This is a genomic window from Algoriphagus sp. (assembly GCF_013373065.1).
Taxonomy (GTDB): domain Bacteria; phylum Bacteroidota; class Bacteroidia; order Cytophagales; family Cyclobacteriaceae; genus Algoriphagus.
This window is the reverse complement of record NZ_JABXIN010000033.1, coordinates 20,227-38,922: the sequence shown is the minus strand read 5'-3', so window position 1 is coordinate 38,922 and position 18,696 is coordinate 20,227. Positions and strand designations below refer to the sequence as shown.

21 protein-coding genes are annotated in these 18,696 nt (G+C 40.3%); 8 read left to right on the top strand and 13 right to left on the bottom strand.

The window, feature by feature from the left end:
* Position 1: 1 nt before the first annotated feature.
* The 8 genes from HWE15_RS15490 to HWE15_RS15455 all read left to right on the top strand — a co-directional run bounded on the left by HWE15_RS15490 (position 2) and on the right by HWE15_RS15455 (position 6,397).
* Positions 2-547 (top strand): hypothetical protein, encoded by a 546-nt coding sequence (locus HWE15_RS15490; RefSeq protein WP_290508454.1) that lies wholly within the window; start codon positions 2-4, stop codon positions 545-547.
* 14 nt (positions 548-561) lie between these two features.
* A complete protein-coding gene (locus HWE15_RS15485; RefSeq protein WP_290508453.1) occupies positions 562-1,596 on the top strand; it encodes a hypothetical protein in 1,035 nt (344 codons plus the stop codon).
* A gap of 327 nt (positions 1,597-1,923) precedes the next feature.
* Positions 1,924-3,099, top strand: coding sequence for an AraC family transcriptional regulator (locus tag HWE15_RS15480; RefSeq protein ID WP_290508452.1), 1,176 nt, complete (start codon positions 1,924-1,926; stop codon positions 3,097-3,099).
* 159 nt (positions 3,100-3,258) lie between these two features.
* Positions 3,259-3,912, top strand: a complete 654-nt coding sequence (locus tag HWE15_RS15475; protein WP_290508451.1) for an outer membrane beta-barrel protein — start codon at positions 3,259-3,261, stop codon at positions 3,910-3,912.
* A 33-nt stretch (positions 3,913-3,945) separates the two neighbouring features.
* On the top strand, positions 3,946-4,593 hold the full coding sequence (locus HWE15_RS15470; RefSeq protein ID WP_290508450.1) for a DUF4136 domain-containing protein: 648 nt from the start codon (positions 3,946-3,948) through the stop codon (positions 4,591-4,593).
* A gap of 2 nt (positions 4,594-4,595) precedes the next feature.
* The gene (locus HWE15_RS15465) at positions 4,596-5,189 is read left to right on the top strand and encodes an outer membrane beta-barrel protein (RefSeq protein ID WP_290508449.1); all 594 of its coding nucleotides are present in this window, start codon (positions 4,596-4,598) and stop codon (positions 5,187-5,189) included.
* Positions 5,190-5,208: 19 nt separating this feature from the next.
* Positions 5,209-5,754: a DUF4136 domain-containing protein gene (locus HWE15_RS15460; protein WP_290508448.1), complete on the top strand. Its 546-nt coding sequence runs from the start codon at positions 5,209-5,211 to the stop codon at positions 5,752-5,754.
* Positions 5,755-5,758: 4 nt separating this feature from the next.
* Positions 5,759-6,397 (top strand): hypothetical protein, encoded by a 639-nt coding sequence (locus HWE15_RS15455; RefSeq protein WP_290508447.1) that lies wholly within the window; start codon positions 5,759-5,761, stop codon positions 6,395-6,397.
* Between the two features lie 87 nt (positions 6,398-6,484).
* Here HWE15_RS15455 and HWE15_RS15450 read toward each other — a convergent pair whose 3' ends face one another.
* From HWE15_RS15450 to HWE15_RS15390, 13 genes are all read right to left on the bottom strand, one after another.
* Positions 6,485-8,038, bottom strand: a complete 1,554-nt coding sequence (locus HWE15_RS15450) for a glycoside hydrolase family 99-like domain-containing protein (protein WP_290508446.1) — start codon at positions 8,036-8,038, stop codon at positions 6,485-6,487.
* A 36-nt stretch (positions 8,039-8,074) separates the two neighbouring features.
* Positions 8,075-8,611 carry a GNAT family N-acetyltransferase gene (locus HWE15_RS15445; RefSeq protein WP_290508445.1) on the bottom strand — a complete coding sequence of 179 codons (537 nt, stop codon included), beginning with the start codon at positions 8,609-8,611 and terminating at the stop codon, positions 8,075-8,077.
* A gap of 77 nt (positions 8,612-8,688) precedes the next feature.
* Positions 8,689-9,651, bottom strand: a complete 963-nt coding sequence (locus HWE15_RS15440; RefSeq protein WP_290508444.1) for a transketolase C-terminal domain-containing protein — start codon at positions 9,649-9,651, stop codon at positions 8,689-8,691.
* Positions 9,652-9,674: 23 nt separating this feature from the next.
* Entirely contained in the window at positions 9,675-10,526 is an 852-nt protein-coding gene (locus tag HWE15_RS15435) for a transketolase (protein ID WP_290508443.1), read from the bottom strand.
* A gap of 11 nt (positions 10,527-10,537) precedes the next feature.
* Positions 10,538-10,987, bottom strand: a complete 450-nt coding sequence (bcp, locus tag HWE15_RS15430; RefSeq protein WP_290508442.1) for a thioredoxin-dependent thiol peroxidase — start codon at positions 10,985-10,987, stop codon at positions 10,538-10,540.
* 26 nt (positions 10,988-11,013) lie between these two features.
* On the bottom strand, positions 11,014-12,891 hold the full coding sequence (locus HWE15_RS15425) for a M23 family metallopeptidase (protein ID WP_290508441.1): 1,878 nt from the start codon (positions 12,889-12,891) through the stop codon (positions 11,014-11,016).
* Complete coding sequence (locus tag HWE15_RS15420; protein WP_290508440.1) at positions 12,878-13,489, bottom strand: fumarylacetoacetate hydrolase family protein; 612 nt, start codon at positions 13,487-13,489, stop codon at positions 12,878-12,880. Before HWE15_RS15420 ends, HWE15_RS15425 begins: the two co-directional genes overlap by 14 nt.
* Before the next feature lie 135 nt (positions 13,490-13,624).
* Positions 13,625-14,305: a DUF4377 domain-containing protein gene (locus HWE15_RS15415; RefSeq protein WP_290508439.1), complete on the bottom strand. Its 681-nt coding sequence runs from the start codon at positions 14,303-14,305 to the stop codon at positions 13,625-13,627.
* A gap of 3 nt (positions 14,306-14,308) precedes the next feature.
* On the bottom strand, positions 14,309-15,022 hold the full coding sequence (locus HWE15_RS15410) for an SGNH/GDSL hydrolase family protein (RefSeq protein WP_290508438.1): 714 nt from the start codon (positions 15,020-15,022) through the stop codon (positions 14,309-14,311).
* Positions 15,019-16,062 carry an LD-carboxypeptidase gene (locus HWE15_RS15405; protein WP_290508437.1) on the bottom strand — a complete coding sequence of 348 codons (1,044 nt, stop codon included), beginning with the start codon at positions 16,060-16,062 and terminating at the stop codon, positions 15,019-15,021. Before HWE15_RS15405 ends, HWE15_RS15410 begins: the two co-directional genes overlap by 4 nt.
* 76 nt (positions 16,063-16,138) lie before the next feature.
* Positions 16,139-17,440, bottom strand: a complete 1,302-nt coding sequence (locus tag HWE15_RS15400; RefSeq protein ID WP_290508436.1) for a D-alanyl-D-alanine carboxypeptidase — start codon at positions 17,438-17,440, stop codon at positions 16,139-16,141.
* A complete protein-coding gene (locus HWE15_RS15395) occupies positions 17,430-17,822 on the bottom strand; it encodes a DUF423 domain-containing protein (protein WP_290508435.1) in 393 nt (130 codons plus the stop codon). The genes HWE15_RS15400 and HWE15_RS15395 overlap by 11 nt, the downstream gene beginning before the upstream one ends.
* Positions 17,823-17,863: 41 nt before the next feature.
* A complete protein-coding gene (locus tag HWE15_RS15390; RefSeq protein ID WP_290508434.1) occupies positions 17,864-18,535 on the bottom strand; it encodes a YggS family pyridoxal phosphate-dependent enzyme in 672 nt (223 codons plus the stop codon).
* Between the last annotated feature and the right edge of the window lie 161 nt (positions 18,536-18,696).

Sequence of the window (18,696 nt, the reverse complement as noted above, 5' to 3'; positions counted from 1 at the left end):
TATGAGATTTATTTTTCTCGGGCTTATTTTTCTCTCTTTCTCCAGTTGGGCATGGGGTCAAGAAGAAAAGGAAAATATGGGGAAGGAGGAGTTCCACCCACAAATTCGGGTAGCTCTCGTTACTATAAATTCTCATGTTCCAAATGCGATTGAAGGAGATAAAAAAGTAGCAATCCTTCCAGCTTGGGGTTTTGATGTTGATTATTTTTTTAATCCAAGGTGGTCAGTTGCCATTCAAGCGGATATCAAACTCCAAAGCTTTGAAGTGGAATCTGAAGGGGCATTATTGGAAAGAAGCTATCCTCTCTCAATTGCTCCTGTCCTGCATTATCATTTTAAGCGGCATTGGTCGCTTTATGCCGGTCCGGGTTGGGAATATGAAAGAAATGAAAACCTGTTTTTCTGGAAATTGGGAACGGAGTATAGCTTTGAAATCACCGAGGATTTTGAAATAGCCTTGAACCTTTCTTATGAAAACAAACAAGAGATTTACGATTCCTGGAATTTTGGGATTGCATTTAACAAAAGACTTTGGGTAAAAGATTAATCCACTTATTTAGAATGTCGAAATATCAGTTTATAGTTTGGGTATCCTTGGTTTTATTAACCTTACCAGACAGGCTTCATGCACAAGGTGCACAGAAAATATTTAATCCGATTTACGAGGAATATTTTGATAGCCTAAAAAATAGTAATTACCCATACGCTTTTCCGGTTTTAGGGAAAAAGGCTTACGCTGCTGGTTATGACCTTCCTTATGCCTGGGGTGCAAGCGCCATTTATTTCACACAAAGACAAGAAATCACAATATCCAAAACCTTAATTGGGTTTAATGGAGGAGAGCAAGTTGATTTGAGTGAATTTATTAGGTTTGGTCCTGTTATTGCGAATTCGAATGCATTTACCATGCGTCCTGACCTTTGGGTTTTACCTTTTCTTAATGTATATGGAATCATTGGAGGAGGTTTTACCCAAACGGATGTAAATTTAGTTTCTCCAGTTAGCTTTGAGACTTCACAGAGATTCAAGGCCTCCAGTTTAGGGGTAGGAGCTACCCTCACCGGGTCTGCGGGTCCAGTATGGGTGGCATGGGATAATAATTTCAACTTCGTGGATGTAGAAGTTGTCGTCGAGCCAGTTCCAGCTTTCAATTCGAGCTTACGGGTTGGGCATACTGTTCCATCCATTTCCAATCCACAAAGAAATTTATCCGTCTGGGTTGGTACGTTTTACCAATCCATCAAAAATGATACACAAGGCTCGATTACCATTGCCGATGTTTTTCCAGGCTTTGGAGAAGGAAATGTTATTAATCAGCTCAATGAATGGGCGGATACACTTCCTCCCGCTCAACGAGTAGTGGTAAAACAAATTATTCAAAAACTAGAGGATTTTGGGAATGGAATAGATCCAGGTACCACCACCATTGATTACCAAATCAAGAAAGAAGTTACGGTTCCTTTCAATATGATTTTGGGCGCACAATATCAATTCAATAAAAATTGGATGCTTCGGTCAGAAATGGGTGTTTTTGGAAAGAGAAGCCAGTTTTTAGTAAATGTGAATTGGAGGTTTCCTGGGTTCCGAAAAAATTAATAAGAAGTATTTTTTCATCCAAGGTTCTTATAACACCTTTCTTTTTGTTGAAAATGATCGGGTGGATTCATAAACTTCAAGAATTTGTAATTTTAAAACTTGTCTTTAGAACAAGATATATTCAGTAAAATTTTTTTTGAAGACATATCAATGGAGTTGTTAATTAGTTGAGTGATTTTTAAAAGGCAGGATCTAAAAAATCCAAGATTTGACTTGTTGTTTTCGTTCTTCTAATTTTTCCTTCATGCTTAGACCATGTCCTTTCTTTTTGATTGGGTTTTGAAAATCTATCTATATTTACCCCCAGTTCAAGCCTGACCTGTATTAATGCTTCCTCTGGAAATAAAAAATTTAATCTATCTAGTATCTGTTTTTTTTGGTCTTTTTTCGGGAGTAGTAGTCCTTTGGTACGGCTATAAGAAGTATCGCCCTAATGTTTTATTCGGTTTTTCCCATCTAGTATTAACTTACGGGGTTTTTATTGTTTATTTGATTGATTCCGGTAATTTCTCTCTTTTCCCTGATCTTTATCGAACAGGCAATGTGGCAGGATTTTTATTTGCACCCTTGACCTTTCTTTATGTCCGGCTAATCATCAAACAAAGACAGATAAGTTTGCTGGATTTGTTACATTTTCTACCGGTGGTGGTTTATATCATTGATTTCTTTCCGATTTTTTTCCAAATCACTTCTCAAGAGAAATTAGGTTTGATTCAGGCGGAAATTGACAATCCTGCAGTCTTCGTTTACTACAATCAAAGCAGATTTTTCCCTGCAAATTTCTACACGATCATGAGGACTTTTCAGATCGTTTTTTATTGGGCTTTTTCCGCCTTGCTTATCCATAAATTTGCCAAGAAGTTTGAGGAAAGCAAAGAGTCTTTCGGCAAAGATTGGGTGAGTTGGATGCGCTTTTTCATGGTCGCTTGGATGCTTCTTTTCTTACCATATTTTATTCTAAACCAGTTTGGAAGCCCTCAATTAGGGTTTGATTTACTGCATTTCACGGGTTCTTTGACGGTTTTAATCAACTCCATGATTATATTTTTCTTCCCTAAAGTGCTATATGGTTTAGATGAGTTTAATTATAAACTTCAAACTGTTACCAAGAAAGAGATTGAAGAGTCCAATCCTGTATTGCTAGATGAGGAAAGGATTTCAGAAATAAAGCAAAAGCTTGAAAAAATCATGGAGAGGGATAAAGTCTTTTTGGAAAATGGATTGACCATTTCCGAGCTTTCCAAACGATCTGATATTCCAAATTATTTATTGACCCTCTATTTAAACCGTGTTGTGGGAGTCAGTTTTTCGGATTTCATCAATGAGAGAAGAGTGGAGGAAATTTGTAAGCGGATAAAGAACGGGGATCTTCAAAATTTAACTCTAGAAGGATTGGGACTTGGATGTGGCTTTAATAATCGCAATTCTTTTATTTCGGCTTTTAAAAAGTTTAAAGGGATGAGTCCTTCTGCATATTCTAAGTCTTTAGATTTAAAAGCCTAAGCTTAATTTTTGGTGAAATTTTTGTCAAGATTCATCAAAAATGCATTTTTAACTATCATTTACCATTTTAATAAATAAAAACAGTAATTCTTGGCAGGTACCTTTGTATCTTTAATCAAAAGACCGCTGTTTGATTTTACAACAGCTAAAACTACTTCTATGAAAAAGTATTTATTCATTTTATTGTTTCTCAGCAGCCAGATGGTTTTGGCTCAGTCTATCCGATTTAATACCTATGCAGGGTATATCTTCAAAAACTCATTTAATTCCTATTATTCAAGTTCTTCGTTTTATGAGGGTACTGTTCAAGATGGTTTCCGATGGGGTTTGGGAATTGAATATCAACCAGCTCCAGAAATTGGAGTAGAAATTCAATACCTACGCCAAAACACCAATGCTCCCACAAGGTATGCGGATGGTGGATTCTTGGGAGGAGATATTCAAAATACTGATTTTGATTTAGGCTTGAATTGGGTTATGGTAAATGGAAATCGTTATTTCCCTATGAATGATGTTGTGGAACCATTTGTTGGCGCAGGAATTGGTTTAGGGATTTTCTCTATCAAAAACCCAGATAATGGTAACAGTAGTACAGCAACCAAACTAGGATGGAATATTCGCGGTGGTTCCAATTTTTGGCTGGCAGAAAATGTTGCACTTAAACTTCAGGCCTCCTTGTTCTCAGCTGTTCAAAGTGTAGGGGGAGGTTTTTATTTTGGCACAGGAGGTGCCGGAGCTGGGCTTTCCACTTATTCGACCTTGTATCAATTTGGATTTGAAGGTGGCCTTGTTTTTAGAATGGCAGGGAAATAATTTTCTTGCTCTCAATTAAAAAATAGTAACTATATGAAAAGAAAAATTACTTCCTGGCCCTTTGGAATTTTAATGGCCCTATCTACTTTGGCCTGTGTTCCAGATGGACCGGAATACGTGGATGAGTTGGACATCGTCTATACCAACCATAATGCAGATTTTAATTTTGGAAGTCAGGAAACCTACTCTTTGCCTGATAAAGTAATCAAAATTACGACCGAGTTGGTGGAAGGAGAACCCGGATATGAACCTGAATTTATTGATCCGGTATACTCCGCCACCATTATTAATTCCATCCGCTCCAATATGAATGCTTTGGGCTATAGAGAAGTGGACAAGTCGGCTAATCCGGATTTGATTCTTTTGCCTTCGGCTCTTCAGACGGATCAAATTTTCTTTTTTTACGATTGGTGGTATTGGAACTGGTGGTATCCAGGTTGGGGCCCAGGTTGGGGATGGTATTATCCCGGCTATTACCCGCCACAGGTATCTCGAATCCGTACAGGTTCGGTATTTATTCAAATGGTACAACCAGAAGGACAAAGTGCAGCTGATAAGATTCCTGTGCAATGGTCTTCGATAATCAATGGATTATTGGAAGGTTCCAAGGATCAAGTGGCAACTCGGATTACGAGGGGAATTGATCAAGCATTTTCTCAATCACCATACTTAGAAAAATAATCATGAATTATAAATCATTATTGACACTTTTGGTATTGGTTGGAACGTTTGGTTTTGCCAATGCACAAACTTCAGCATTCACCATTCAAATACCTGTCAGCATCCCAATGGGAAATACTGCTGATTTTATTGATCAAGTGTCCGTGAGAGGTGTTTCGATCGAATATCAATATTTTACCAAGCGTAATTTTGCTATTGGTGGCGAATTAGGACATACTACGCTTTATAAGCGAGAGGAAAATAAAGTTTATACGGAGGGTACTGCTTCTTTATCCGGTATTCAGTATCGCTATCAATATGCCTATCCAATTTTGGCGACAGGGACTTATTTCCCAATCACCGAAGGAATGGTAAAACCATATGCAGGCTTGGGAATGGGAACTATTGCGAATAAGCGAAGGGTAGATATGGGTATTTTTACTTCTGAAGATACCCATTGGCAATTTGCGCTTAGACCAGAAGTTGGAATCATTTTAGAACCATCTCCATCGGTTGGTTTTAAATTAGGAGCGAAGTATTATTCCTCTTTCGGAACTTCGAATTTGAATGGGCAGTCAAACCTCTCCATAAATGTGGGTATTGTATTCTTGAAATAATCATTAAATAATCTTTGTTATGAAAACAAAATTTCTCTTCCTATTAGTAGTGCCAATCCTTATGATTGCCTGTTCTGGGAAAAAATATGTGATTGTACCAAAAGGCGTCTATGAGGATTTTAAACTGAGCGAATACAAGACCTTTGGGTTTTATGATGTGAAAGGACCTGAAAATCCAGGCCCTTACTTTGAAACCAATATCAAAGAGATCCAAGATGCGATCACTGCCAAAATGCAGGAACGCGGTCTTCAATTCGATCCCAATAATCCGGATTTGCAGATCAACTTGGGAATTTCCGTTCAAGAAAAAGTACAAACCCGAACAACCAACCCCTATACGGATCCTTTCATGTACACGGGTCAGCGAAATTATACCTGGTCAGTACGGGAAGTACCTGTAAACACTTATCAGGAAGGAAGCTTGACCATGCATTTGGTGGATAATCGTGAAGATGAAGCAGTTTGGATTGGTACAATTGACCGAGCCCTGCCCAAAAAACAGAAAAATATGGAGGAAACCATTCAAAGTGCAGTGGATTTACTCTTCTTAAAAATTAATAATTAAAATCATGAAAAAGGTATCATTTATTCTCTCAGCCTTACTTGTGGGAGTATTGGCTTCTTGTTCTCCAAGTGTGAAAATTTTGGGCGCTTGGACCAGTCCTAACAAACCAGCCGAAGGCTATTCCAAAATTTTTGTTACGGCTTTGACAGACAATGTATTGGCAAGACAAACCGTAGAACAGGATTTGGATAATCTTCTCCTTGCAGAAGGAATTGAGGCTAATAGTAGTTTCGATATTTTACCTCCTGGATTCCGATCCAATGGAGTCGATAAAGATCAGGTCATAGCTAAAATTCGAGAAAATGGCAATGATGCGATCTTGACGGTAGCACTATTGGATCAGACTAATGAAACACGTTATGTTCCTGGTACTACAACATACGCACCGATGAGATATGGGTACTATGGTAGATTCTGGGGTTATTACAATTATTACAATCCTGTAATGTATGATCCAGGATATTACACCACAGATAAAAATTACTACCTAGAAGCTAACTTGTATGATGCAAATACAGAAGAGTTGATATGGTCTTCTCAATCTGAAGCCACCAATCCGTCTTCCATTGAAACCTTTTCTAAAACCTTTTCTAAAACTGTTGTAGATCAACTTATAAAAGCGGGTTTGATTTCAAAAGATTAAATTGAACTTGAAATAGATAAAAAGGGAGCTTTTATGCTCCCTTTTTATATGCTAATCAATAAGTTGAATGAAACCGGTGGTATCCCTTTATTTGTTCCCAAAAACGGATTTTATCGCTTCTAAGTAATCAAATCCATGACCTTCTGTGGGTTCGATGTAGTTTCCTTCAAGGTATTCATTCCAACAGCAAATCATCACAGTATTTCCATTACTAGGACGGTAGGATCTTGAAACTTGCTGGGCTTCTTTGAGTTTCGCGGTAAAGGAGGCTTTATCACTATGCACCCGATCTTTGTAAGGCTCAGAGGGAAATCCTGTTTGTTGTGGCCAAGTTCCTCCTGCAGGTCGCATATCCCATCCCATGGCTACTGGAACCTGATATTCGAATTTTGGGTCATTTTTAAATTCTTCATTCCATTTTTTCCAATGTCCCCGATAGGTTTCCCGCATATCAGCATAAGAACGGTTATCCTTTTCATAGAAATTATGGTAAACATACGCGGTCATGCCCTCGAATCCCATGGATTTAAGTCTGGGGACATATTCTTGTAAAAGTAGACGGTTTTGGTAAGTACCTCCTTCCCAAGGACGATTGGGGTTTTTTGCCTTCCATTTAGTAGATAGGCCGTAAGCACGTTCTCTTTCCAACATGGGGCCGGCAGTTACAGCGATAAATTTGATTCCCGGAAACCCTGCTTTTTTGGCTGTTTTTTGAGAAAGATCCAATAAATCCTTAAGACTTAAGCCGTAATAAGCAGCTCGGGATTCTGCATCTTGAGGGAAATAAAAGTAGACTACGGGTCTTCCATCTTCTTCTTTTAGATAATCACCTCTGCTGAAGTATTGATCGATCCAGAGCTGGGTGATTTTTTCATGAACTTTGATATAAAGTTCACGGTCTGGTTTTTCCCCCGAATAATTCGCTTTTCTAGCTAATTCATCCGGAGAACCCACCTTCAACCATAGCATCCAGCGCTCATGGCTATCATCACACCAATTGATTGCAAATTTTAGCTGCTGATCTTTGGGGAGTTTGGCATTTTCAGCAAGTAAGACCTCTAATTGATCCTCCCATTCCACCAGCCCTGGGACGGCAACCCGGCCATCACGATTGGGATCGATTTTCCAACCTTCTGGATAGTAGATTTTTGATTGAGGTCCAAAATATAAGTGATAGTAATAATGCCTTCCGAAAAACCAGTCATAAGCAAAAAAGTCTATGCCATATGCCTTCATGTATTGTAGTTGCTTGCGGGCTACTTCCGGATCGGTCCGTTTATAAAATCCTTTTAATTCTTTGATCGGTTTTCGATCTAAGTAGGGCCCTTCGTAGGGATATTTTCGATTATAAATTCTACCCCTAGGTCCCCAAATTCCTGGGTTTTGAAGACTGGCGCAATTTTTCGGATCCTGCAAACAAGACCAAAAGCTATCTCGGTCCACATTGGGGTCAGGAGAGGTGTTCCATGAAGGCATAAAATAGACCCCCACAAGTTCATCTGTTTCCTGCTGCGAAAAATTGATTTCGCTTTCAGTTAAAATTTTGCTGTCAGAAATATCTTTGCTTGTTGAAAATTCCTGGTTTTCACTGACTAAAAACCAAATCAAGCTTAATCGTAAAAATTGAATTAAAAAGAACATGTGAATAAAGCATTTGTCTAAAAATAGTAGAATGGATCAACTTATCCTTTTTCTCATGATTTCAATTTCGCGATACTGAGGGAGAAGGAGATCAAATGAAAGCCTGTATTGAAAGATGGTTTCGAATCCTATTTTTTCATAAAAGCGCTTAGCCTGGGGCTTTTTGCTCATGGCCTCTAGCCAGATGAAGTCAAGATTTGCTTTTTTAGCCTCTGATTCGCAATGATGGAGTAACTGTTTAGCAACTCCTTTTCCATGCGAATCCTCATGAAGGTAGAGTCGGTGCAGTTTCATGGCATTGGGAATAGCCACTTCTCTAGGAGAAAAGGGATAATCGTACTTGAGGATTCCGATTTGTTGATCATTCCATACCACAAAAAAATAGTGAGAACGACTCCGAGCTAATTCTTTTTCGACTTGTATAGGATTATATATCAGATTTAAATACCAATCTCCACCATCCTCCCAAAAATCCGAATAGGCAGATTTGTAGATAGTCTCCATTAGCTGGAAAAGGATGCTTTGATCCTTCGCTTGTACCGGAACTAATTGGAGCTGGTCTGAAAGTTTCATGATTTGGATTAAAAGCTAAAAACCACAGACAAAAGATCCGTGGTTTTTTAATTATTTATTTCCGATTTGGAAGAATTCTATTTTCGTTCAAGAGCTCTTTTGGCAGCTTTGACGATATTTTCAGCATTCAAACCATACTTTTCCAACAATTGTGCTGGGGTGCCGGATTCTCCAAATTGATCATACACGCCAACATATTCCAAAGGGGCTGGATGATGAAGAATCAGGGTTTGGGCGATGCTGTCACCCAGACCTCCATTGATTTGATGCTCTTCGGCAGAGACGGCGCAGCCTGTCTTCGCGACAGATTCCAAAATTGCTTCTTGATCCAAGGGTTTGATAGTATGGATATTAATTACCTCTGCATGGATTCCTTCTTCCCGAAGCATTGCCTCTGCAACCACTGCTTCCCATACCAAATGTCCCGTGGCAAAAATGGTCACGTCTTTCCCATCAATCATCTTCCAAGCTTTCCCGATTTCAAACTTCTGATCAGCAGGAGTGAAAATTGGCCAGCTAGGTCTTCCAAAGCGCAAATAAACCGGGCCATGGTGATCCGCAATCGCAATGGTTGCCGCCTTGGTCTGATTGTAATCGCAAGGGTTGATGACCGTCATATTTGGAAGCATTTTCATCATACCTACATCTTCCAAAATTTGGTGGGTTGCCCCATCTTCACCCAAAGTTAATCCTGCGTGGGAAGCACAGATTTTGATGTTTTTCTCCGAATAGGCGACAGATTGACGAATTTGATCATAAACCCGGCCTGTCGCAAAATTGGCGAAGGTACCGGCAAAGGGGATTTTTCCACCGATTGTCATTCCTGCTGCCAAGCCAATCATGTTCGCTTCGGCAATTCCTGTTTGGAAAAAACGATCCGGGAATTCCTTTTGAAAAGCCCCCATTTTTAGGGATCCAATCAAATCGGCACATAATCCCACGACATCAGGATTATTTCGACCAACTTCCAAAAACCCATCTCCAAAACCTGAACGGGTATCTTTTTTCTCAGTATATGTGAATTTTAAATCTAAGCTCATCTTCTTTTCTGTTGTGTGGGAAATCAATAATCACCAAGCGTTTCTTCCAATTGGCTCAAGGCATTTGCAAGTTGCTCATCATTAGGAGGGGAACCATGCCACTTATGGGTGCCGACCATAAAGTCTACCCCATAACCCATTTCAGTATAAAGTAGGTTGAGAACAGGTTTGCCTTTCCCTGTCATGGACTTTGCCTTTTCCAATCCATCCAAAACAGACTGAAGGTTATTTCCATTTTTAATTTCATTGACTTCCCAACCAAAGGCTTCCCATTTGGCTTTGAGGTTTTTGAGGTCCATGACCTTTTCAGTAGGGCCATCAATTTGCTGTCCATTGTAATCGACAGTAGCAATTAGATTATCTACGCCATAATGAGCGCCATACATCGCTGCTTCCCATACTTGGCCTTCTTGCAATTCGCCATCGCCCATCAGGACATACACTAAGGTATCGTCTCCGTTTAATTTTTTGGCTTGAGCTGCTCCAATAGCAACAGAAAGCCCCTGTCCTAAGGAACCGGAGGCAATTCGAATCCCTGGTAGTCCTTCTTCAGTAGCAGGATGTCCTTGGAGGCGGGAATTAATTTTTCGAAATGTCCGTAGTTCCTCAATGGGGAAATAGCCGCTTCGAGCCAAAACAGAATACCATCCGGCTGAAAGATGACCATTGGATAAGAAAAATAGGTCTTCGCCTTTTCCATCCATATTGAAATCCGGATTGTGTCGAAGTTTGTCAAAATAAAGGCCTACAAAAAACTCTGCGCAACCCAAGGGTGCTCCGGGATGGCCAGATTGAACAGCATGTACCATACGGAGTACATCCCGTCGCAACTGCGTACAGATTTTTTGAAGTTGTTCAATAGCTAATTTTTCCATGTGGCTGGGGGTTAGTGTAGAATTTGTGCAGTATGATCTTTTGTTTTTACTTTTTCGATAATCTCGGCGATTTTTCCGTCTTCATCAATGACAAAAGTGGTTCGGGCAGTTCCCATATATTTTCGTCCATACATGGATTTTTCTACCCAAGTGCCATAGAGTTCATGGACTTTTTTATCCTCATCTGCAATCAAAGAGAAAGGTAAAGATTGCTTTTCAATAAATTTTTGGTGGGATTTTTCAGAATCAGAGCTGATTCCTAAAACGACATAACCAGCTTCCTGTAATGCCTCATAGTTGTCCCGAAGGTTGCAAGCCTGAGCCGTACAACCCGGCGTATTGTCTTTAGGATAAAAATACAGGATCACTTTCTTACCTCTGAAATCAGAAAGTTTGATAGTTTCTCCACTTTCAATTTTTGCTTCAAAATCAGGTGCCATTTGGCCAACTTCTAGTGACATAGCTTAATCGGTTTTAGTTAAAATTATCAAGAAATGGTTCCTTTCCATTCGCTGACGTTTCCAGCTTGGTCTGTTACCCTTAGTATAACTTGACCAGTCAAAGGTTGTTTGTCCAAGGTCTCGGACCAAATCAGGGATTTTTTGTGTTCATATCGCATTAAAACCCACTTTCCATCCACATACGCTTCAAAATTCTTGATTCCCGAAAGTTCATCTCGAATCGTAAATCGAATTTCCTCGCGACTGATTCTAGCTGGACGAATGATAGGACCAGTCTTATCTTCAGCAAGAGTAAAAGTACCAAAATTTCTGGTGGAAAAGCGGATTGATGCATCTTCCCAAGTTCCACCCACAAATGTTTTTCTTCCGCTTGGACTCAGTTGATAAACATGTGTTCGGCTTTTATCAAAATTTCCGCTGGAAATATTCCATAAAACTTCCATGGAATTCCAAAGATATTCATCGCTATCGTTGATTTGAAGGCTTGGATTGGTAGAAGACCCATTTTCGCTGATCCTCAAATATAAATCCTCCAATAAGGTACTTTCTGAAAGGCGAATCTGAACAGATTTTTCTGCGAAAAGATGTTCCTCTCCAAAGGGGATTCGCTGTTTTACCTCCGGAATGAGCACCTCCGAGCAAAGGTCAACTTCTTCTGGGATTCCAAAACGCATATCCCACAGGTAAACGCGCATTTGTTCGTCTTGATAGGCTGGAAGCATCTCAAATATTTTACTTCCAACATAAAACTGCGCCAACCCTCCCAGATTACTGGTTGGAGCTGTAATTTTCAGAATATTGCCTAAATATTCGATTTCTGCGCGTTGTGGGGGAGTAGGTAAATTGACAAAAAACTCCTGGTCTTTCCCCAAAAGGGTAAGATTGATTTTCCGCTCATTATCATAGGCATCCCGAAGCCGAAGTTGGTAGTTGGACTTTTCCCCGATTGCTGCTTCCAAATGACCGGTTTCTGGTTTTTTTGGGAAAAAGTAGTCGAATTTTAACTCCGGTTGGAAATAGAGTTTTGTAAATCGGTTTTGATGTGTGTGAAGTAAGAATTGACGGGTGAAATTGAAATCTACTTTATCAACGGTCAATGAAAAGTTCAAGGAATCATTTTTCCATAGCTCAAAATGAGGGAAACCGTTTCGATTGCTTGCCCCATCCAATTGATCAAAACTCCGAATTTCCAGTCCTACACGTCCCGTGATTTCAATGGTTTGGGGAATGGAGTAGTTTGAGCCATTTTTCACCAAACTGAATTCCTTTCGGGCAAATTCTCCATTGATGCGTGAGTTGATGTCCAAAGGAACCAAAGCAATGGTCTGAGGGGTTGGCGGGATATTATCCAAGATTTCCGGGAAACCAAATTGTAAAGGATCCATGGCTCGGTCTAAACTGTCACGGATTTCAAAGTGTAAATGAGGGCCGCCTGAACTCCCTGAATTTCCTCCATTAGCAATTTGCTCACCTTTTTTTACCGGTAATTCTCCCGGTTCCGGATAGAGTTCCAATTCATTAACCTGTGCTTCATACATCTTTTCAAGGATGTATCGGTGGAGCTTTTCGTTGAAATTCCGAAGGTGCCCGTAAAGGGTAATATGCCCGGTGGGATGCTTTAAGTAAATAACATTTCCGTAACCGAAAGTGGAGATTTTAATTCGATGGACCCATCCATCTGCAGCTGCATAGATGGGTTCGCCTTCGACACCCCCAAACTTATAATCCAATCCTGTATGGAAGTGATTGGGACGAAGTTCTGAGAAATTTCCAGAAAGGTAATTTCGTCCTCCCGGCTTCACTGGGGAACGAAAATAATCTTTAATCACCTCTTGCGACCAAGAGCTGATGATTGTAAAGAAGAAGATAAAAAGAAGGGAGGGTAAAGCCTTATTTAACTTCAAAGTCCAGCATTTTTTGGTTTTGAATATATCCTTCTAGATGGTCTCCGATTTGGACTGGGCCGACGCCAGCTGGGGTCCCCGTATATATGAGGTCACCTTTCTTCAGAGTAAAAAACTGCGATACATATTCGATAATGGTTCCAAAATCGAAAAGCATCAGGCTGGTATTTCCTTTTTGGCGTAATTCGCCGTTGATGGTCAAATGAAAATCCAAATTATCAAGAGCTCCAATGTCTGCTACGGGTAGGAATTCACCGATGGGGGCAGACCCATTAAACGCTTTGGCAATTTCCCAAGGTAAACCTTTGGCTTTGCATTGATCCTGTAGGTCTCGGGCGGTAAAGTCAATCCCCAAACCGATTTCTTCAAAATACCGGTGGGCAAATTTTTTCTGGATGTATTTGCCTTCTTTGTTGATTTTCAACACTAATTCTACCTCATGATGAATGTTTTTTGAAAAATCCGGATAGAAGAAAGGGGCTCCGTTTTTCAATAGCGCCGTGTCAGGCTTCAGGAAGACGACAGGATTACCCGGTTTTTCGTTTTTGAGTTCTTCTATGTGTGCCGCGTAATTTCGGCCAATGCAGATGATCTTCATGGAAGTAGGAATATTTTAGGAACTAAACTGTCTTAAAATTAGTGGATTCGAATAGGGATTTTAATAAATAAGCCAACTTTCTGAAGAGTGGTCAGATCTCCATCCGATCTGTCCATTTATCTGAAAGATTTTCAATCAGTCCACCGCTTTGAATCGGATCAGTTCGGTTCCTTCCGGGTCGAAAAAGACCAATTCATTTTCCTGTATTTGATAGCGAGTGGTTTCGATCAGGGCTTTACTGATTTTCTGTTCTGTTTCCATGTCCGGGCATGCCATCATAGTAGTAGCTCCTAATCCCAGTTTCAGGTTTTCTCCGTCATTTTCAGCAATTCCTCCTCTAATCGTATTACAGCCCAATTGTCCAAAATAGGTTTTTTCCGAAGCATTGAATTCAAAAGTCAATTCATTTCCATCAAGAGATCCGACAGGGTTTTGTAGCTCTCCAACTTGAATCACCTTCCATATATTGGTCAACCGCAGACTTAAATCAGACTCTACGCTCAAAACCTCTAAAAGCTTGTAGGATTTGGAGGAAGCATCAGCTGGCAGTTCCCCGGTTTTATCGATGATTTCTAATTTGATATGGTAAATGTTTCCTGGCTCGTATTCAAAACCTTCTATTTCACTATAAAAAAGCTCCCAATTCTGACGGTCAAATTCCTCTGCTTTTGAAATCTGAAAGCATGATTGCGGGCCAACACCCACGCAATCCACCTTAGAGGAATTGATCCACCAAGTTTCATGAGTCCCTTCAGGTTGAGATTGGCAGGAAAGAAATATCATTCCCAAAAAGCAGATATATAAAATGTTTTTCATGGGCTAGTATTGATTTTTTACATGGTCAAAAAGTTTCGAAGTCCATCGTTCATATACTTTTCCACTAGGATGAAGATTATCCGGCGCCACCATCTCGGGGAGGTTGCCGATTTCCCTGTAGTCTTCCGTAATATCGATGAATTTCACTCCAAATTTGTTGCAGATCGCCTTTTTGGTGTCATTGAAAGCATTGATTTCCTGCTTTACTTTTTCTTGATCCGTCCCACGATTAATTGCAAATGGAGTGACTCCCCAGTCAGGAATAGAAAGGACGACCACATGATTGGGAAGGTTCCCTGCAAAACCAATGGCTCTTCGAAGCATTTGTTCAAATTCAACCCGATACTCATCTACTGAGCGGCCTCGGTATTGATTATTAACGCCGATTAACAAGGTGACCAAATCATAGGGCTCTCCTGTGGGAGCTGCCTGATTAATCCCTTCTTCCAATTCGTCTACAGTCCAACCAGTCTTGGCAATGATTTCTGCCTTGCTCCATTGGTTATCTGTTTCTTGATTTAACCGAAAAACCAATTGATTTGGATAACGATCTTCCTCAGGAACGCCTTCTCCAATGGTGTAGCTATCTCCAAGCGCCAAGTAATTGAATGTTTTCGGACTCATGTCGGTGAATTCATTTTCGTTGCTTTTCGGACCGGATGGATTGCAAGCTGCAAATCCCAGGATTAATCCTGCCAAATGCATCCATTTCATCATGATTTAAAGATTGGTTCTTGAAGTGTAAAGGTACCCAAATCAGCATTCATTTCCACGAGAGCGCCATGAGGAACAATAAACTGTTTTGAAATATGGCCAATCATAGCGCCGCTATATGCGGGTATTTTCAATGGTAAAATATAATCATCTAAAACCTGGTCAACCGTCAGGCTGCCATAGCCGCCTCCCGGTTCACAATCATTGCATTGTCCAAAAATGAATCCCTTGATTTGATCTAAAGTGCCGTTTAATTTCAAAGTGCTCATCATGCGGTCAATTCGATAGGGATCCTCTCCAATATCTTCAATGAATAGAATTGCATTTTTGAAGTCGGCGAAGTAGGGTGTTCCGGATAGGGTTGTTAAAACGGTCAAATTTCCTCCTAAGATCCGTCCCTTTGCAATTCCAGAATGGAGCGTCTGAATTCGGTTTGACTTGATGACGAGATCATCTCCTTTCGTTTGCTCATTTTGAAACTGAACAAGTTCTTGTTTGAAGAATAGTTGCTCGAATTGTTTGACATTGAAACTATTCCAACTACCTGTTCCATTCGGGCCATGAAAACTGATAAGTCCTGTTTGAGAATAAATGGCCTGGTGGAGAGCTGTAATGTCTGAATAACCCAAAATGGGTTTTGGATTTTTTTGAATCAACTTATAATCGATCAAGGGTAAAATCCGAGCGGCTCCTGATCCTCCTCGGATACATATTACTGCTTTGACCTCTGGATCTGCAAACATGCTATTTAAATCTGCAGCTCGTTCTTCATCTGTACCGGCTAAATAACCACGACGGTTCATGAGATTTGCTCCTAACTTGACTTGAAACCCCAAAGCTTCCATCGCCTCTTTTGCAAAGGTAAACTGCATTCGATCTGCAGTTGCGGCAGAGGGACTAATTAGCCCAACCATATCTCCTTTTTTTAGCGAGTGAGGATATTGTGTTTTTTTAGCCAATTCATTTTTTCCGGAAGAAAAACCCATAAATGGAAGGCTAGCTGCGGCAAGTCCTAAGCTTTTTATAAAGGTTCTTTTTTGCATGAGGATTGGATTAGGGTTATTTGTTCTTTCCAATTATTAGACGATATGGTCAAAATACCAATTATACGAAAGATAATTAAAGCATGTCTCGAACTTGGATCAGCACTTTTTCCATCTCTCGGCGAACTTCAGATGCTTTCCAAGGATAATTGGAGTTCATAAATGCAAAGGCATACTGTTTTCCACTTTTGCATTTTATGAGCCCCACGAGGCTATGATTATTACTCATGGTGCCTGTTTTGGCAAAAATATAGGGTGTAGCCGCTTTATAGCCATTTTCAATGGTTCCTGAAACCCCTCCTGTAGGCAAAAGCTCCAAAAGCATTTCATCCGGAAGGATTCGATAGATCTTTTCAAAAAGGGCTATCATAGTTCGGGGAGTAAATAGATTATAACGGCTCAATCCACTCCCGTCAATCCAGATGGGTTCATCAGGAAGATCATAAAAATAGTTTTCGACCATGTATTCAATAGCTCGTTCGGAGTCAATTTCACCAAAAAGCCGATCTGAAACCATAAATAGCAACTGCTCCGCCAAGAAATTATCACTTTCGATCATCATTTCTTTCAAAATCGGAAAGAGGGAAGTTCCTCTCCATACTTGATGATTTTCAGGTAGGCTGTCCGCGCGGTAAACCCATTGTTTTCCGGTTTTTTCAGAAGCCAATTCGACCAATAGTTCCGGGGAAGTAATTAAGGGTAGAAAATCTTCTCTTCCCCGATAAAGTTTTGGATTGTATGCGAACCTGTTTCGGTGAAAATCACGCTCCATATCCTTGATCTCTATATGTGTTTTGTAAACCTCGGATTGGAATTTTTTCGGAAATACCTGTGGGTTTTGCTTGCCTGGAAACACCTTTAGAAGATTTCCATAAATCGGCAGACTAGTCCTTTCCGCCGAATAGTAATACAAGTAATCATCCCATTGCCACCCCAAACCCCAATTTGGAGATTTTAGGTTTGCGTCGGAAAATTGAATGATAGAATAGGGCTCGAAAAAGGAAGTAAAGTCTGGCTGAGGAAGATCCAAATATCCCCAGCTTGGGTCTCCTGCTCCCCAAATTTTCAGTGTATCTCCGGATGCAACATACCGGAGCGTTTGGGTCGAGTCATTCAGGATCAAAATGCTGGCAAAGAGCGTGAAAAGTTTGGTAGTTGAGGCCGGGGTAAATCGGATTTGAGAGTTTTTTTCATACAAAACTTGCTGAGAATCTAAATCATACAACACAAATCCCGTCAGGTGCCCTCCAAAAAAACTGGTTTCACTTAGGGAATTTTCGAGCTTTTCATATTGAGTCCTTGAAAGTTGCGAAAAAGAAGGACTTAGAATAAAAAAAAGCCCAAGGAGTAAGATTCCTTCTTTCGATTTATTTAGCATTCGGTTGGTTCTTTTTCATTGCCCAAAAAATCCCCAGCCAACCTATGATAAACGCAACCCCGCCTATAGGGGTAATGGCACCTAGCCAGGTGATTCCAAAAATAGAAAGAATGTATAGGGAACCTGAGAATATGAGAATCCCGATCATCATATTGATAGCGGAAAAGCTCAGTCCTCGCCAATCCGGTTTTTGAAGCGCGAGGATCCCGATAAGGAAAATTCCCAACGCATGGTAAAAGTGGTATTTGACGGCTGTTTCAAACGTATCTACTCGACCATTTTTGATTAAGGTTGCTTCAAGCCCATGTGCGCCAAACGCACCGATTGCTACAGCCAAAGCTCCAAAAATAGCAGCAAGTTGTATGATTTGTTTTCCGTTCATGTGAATTCAAAAGGTTTTAAGATTGGTTCTAAAAATGGGCTTTAATAGTTTCTTGCCCCGAAAATAGCCGAACCGATTCGGACCATCGTGCTCCCTTCCTCTTGAGCAATCAAATAGTCCCCACTCATTCCCATGGAAAGCTCTTCCAGTTGCATAAAACCAGGTAAATCCCGGTTTTTCAGTTCGGTAAAAAGGTTTTTAAGCCCTCTGAACTCTTTACGGATTTGATCCTTGTTTTCGGTAAAAGTGGCCATGCCCATGAGTCCTCGTATCACAACATATTGGAACTGTTGGAATTCTGGATCTTCAAGCATTTCCTGTAGTTCTTTTCGGTCAAAGCCAAATTTGCTTTCTTCTTCAGCAATATGCATTTGGAGTAAAACCGGGATTTTCCGCTCTGCTTTTTTTCCCTGTTTTTCAATTTCCTTAAGGAGTTTAAAAGAGTCTACCCCATGGATTAAATGAACAAACGGTGCGATGTATTTGACTTTATTTCGCTGAAGGTGACCAATCATGTGCCATCGGACATCCTCTGGCATTTGAGGGTGCTTGTCTTGAATTTCCTGTACTTTATTTTCCCCAAAGTCCCTGATCCCCGCATCGTAAGCTTCCTTCAGAAGCGAAACCGGTTTGGTTTTGCTCACTGCAATCAATTGACATTGGGGGTTGATGAATGATTTTTTTACGGTTTCAAGATTTGCTTTGATATCCATTTTCTATTTTAGAATAAGATTTTTAGAAAACCAGCCTCAACAAAGATATAGCGATCATCAGTACTTTGCTAAAAAAAGGAGTAAGGCTTCGGGAAAGTTTGGAGCAGGATTATTCCCGTCCTGTGGAAATACATCGCCATGAGCTTAAAATTCTTTTTACA

Excerpts from the sequence above, each read along its gene's own strand:
- HWE15_RS15395 (WP_290508435.1), bottom strand. The coding sequence starts at position 17,822 with ATGAACGGAAAACAAATCATACAACTTGCTGCTATTTTTGGAGCTTTG.
- bcp (WP_290508442.1), bottom strand. The coding sequence starts at position 10,987 with ATGTCACTAGAAGTTGGCCAAATGGCACCTGATTTTGAAGCAAAAATT.
- HWE15_RS15445 (WP_290508445.1), bottom strand. The coding sequence starts at position 8,611 with ATGAAACTTTCAGACCAGCTCCAATTAGTTCCGGTACAAGCGAAGGAT.
- HWE15_RS15405 (WP_290508437.1), bottom strand. The coding sequence starts at position 16,062 with ATGCAAAAAAGAACCTTTATAAAAAGCTTAGGACTTGCCGCAGCTAGC.
- HWE15_RS15450 (WP_290508446.1), bottom strand. The coding sequence starts at position 8,038 with ATGTTCTTTTTAATTCAATTTTTACGATTAAGCTTGATTTGGTTTTTA.
- HWE15_RS15400 (WP_290508436.1), bottom strand. The coding sequence starts at position 17,440 with ATGCTAAATAAATCGAAAGAAGGAATCTTACTCCTTGGGCTTTTTTTT.
- HWE15_RS15465 (WP_290508449.1), top strand. The coding sequence starts at position 4,596 with ATGAATTATAAATCATTATTGACACTTTTGGTATTGGTTGGAACGTTT.
- HWE15_RS15485 (WP_290508453.1), top strand. The coding sequence starts at position 562 with ATGTCGAAATATCAGTTTATAGTTTGGGTATCCTTGGTTTTATTAACC.
- HWE15_RS15460 (WP_290508448.1), top strand. The coding sequence starts at position 5,209 with ATGAAAACAAAATTTCTCTTCCTATTAGTAGTGCCAATCCTTATGATT.
- HWE15_RS15455 (WP_290508447.1), top strand. The coding sequence starts at position 5,759 with ATGAAAAAGGTATCATTTATTCTCTCAGCCTTACTTGTGGGAGTATTG.
- HWE15_RS15435 (WP_290508443.1), bottom strand. The coding sequence starts at position 10,526 with ATGGAAAAATTAGCTATTGAACAACTTCAAAAAATCTGTACGCAGTTG.
- HWE15_RS15410 (WP_290508438.1), bottom strand. The coding sequence starts at position 15,022 with ATGATGAAATGGATGCATTTGGCAGGATTAATCCTGGGATTTGCAGCT.
- HWE15_RS15415 (WP_290508439.1), bottom strand. The coding sequence starts at position 14,305 with ATGAAAAACATTTTATATATCTGCTTTTTGGGAATGATATTTCTTTCC.
- HWE15_RS15390 (WP_290508434.1), bottom strand. The coding sequence starts at position 18,535 with ATGGATATCAAAGCAAATCTTGAAACCGTAAAAAAATCATTCATCAAC.
- HWE15_RS15440 (WP_290508444.1), bottom strand. The coding sequence starts at position 9,651 with ATGAGCTTAGATTTAAAATTCACATATACTGAGAAAAAAGATACCCGT.
- HWE15_RS15475 (WP_290508451.1), top strand. The coding sequence starts at position 3,259 with ATGAAAAAGTATTTATTCATTTTATTGTTTCTCAGCAGCCAGATGGTT.
- HWE15_RS15490 (WP_290508454.1), top strand. The coding sequence starts at position 2 with ATGAGATTTATTTTTCTCGGGCTTATTTTTCTCTCTTTCTCCAGTTGG.
- HWE15_RS15420 (WP_290508440.1), bottom strand. The coding sequence starts at position 13,489 with ATGAAGATCATCTGCATTGGCCGAAATTACGCGGCACACATAGAAGAA.
- HWE15_RS15480 (WP_290508452.1), top strand. The coding sequence starts at position 1,924 with ATGCTTCCTCTGGAAATAAAAAATTTAATCTATCTAGTATCTGTTTTT.
- HWE15_RS15470 (WP_290508450.1), top strand. The coding sequence starts at position 3,946 with ATGAAAAGAAAAATTACTTCCTGGCCCTTTGGAATTTTAATGGCCCTA.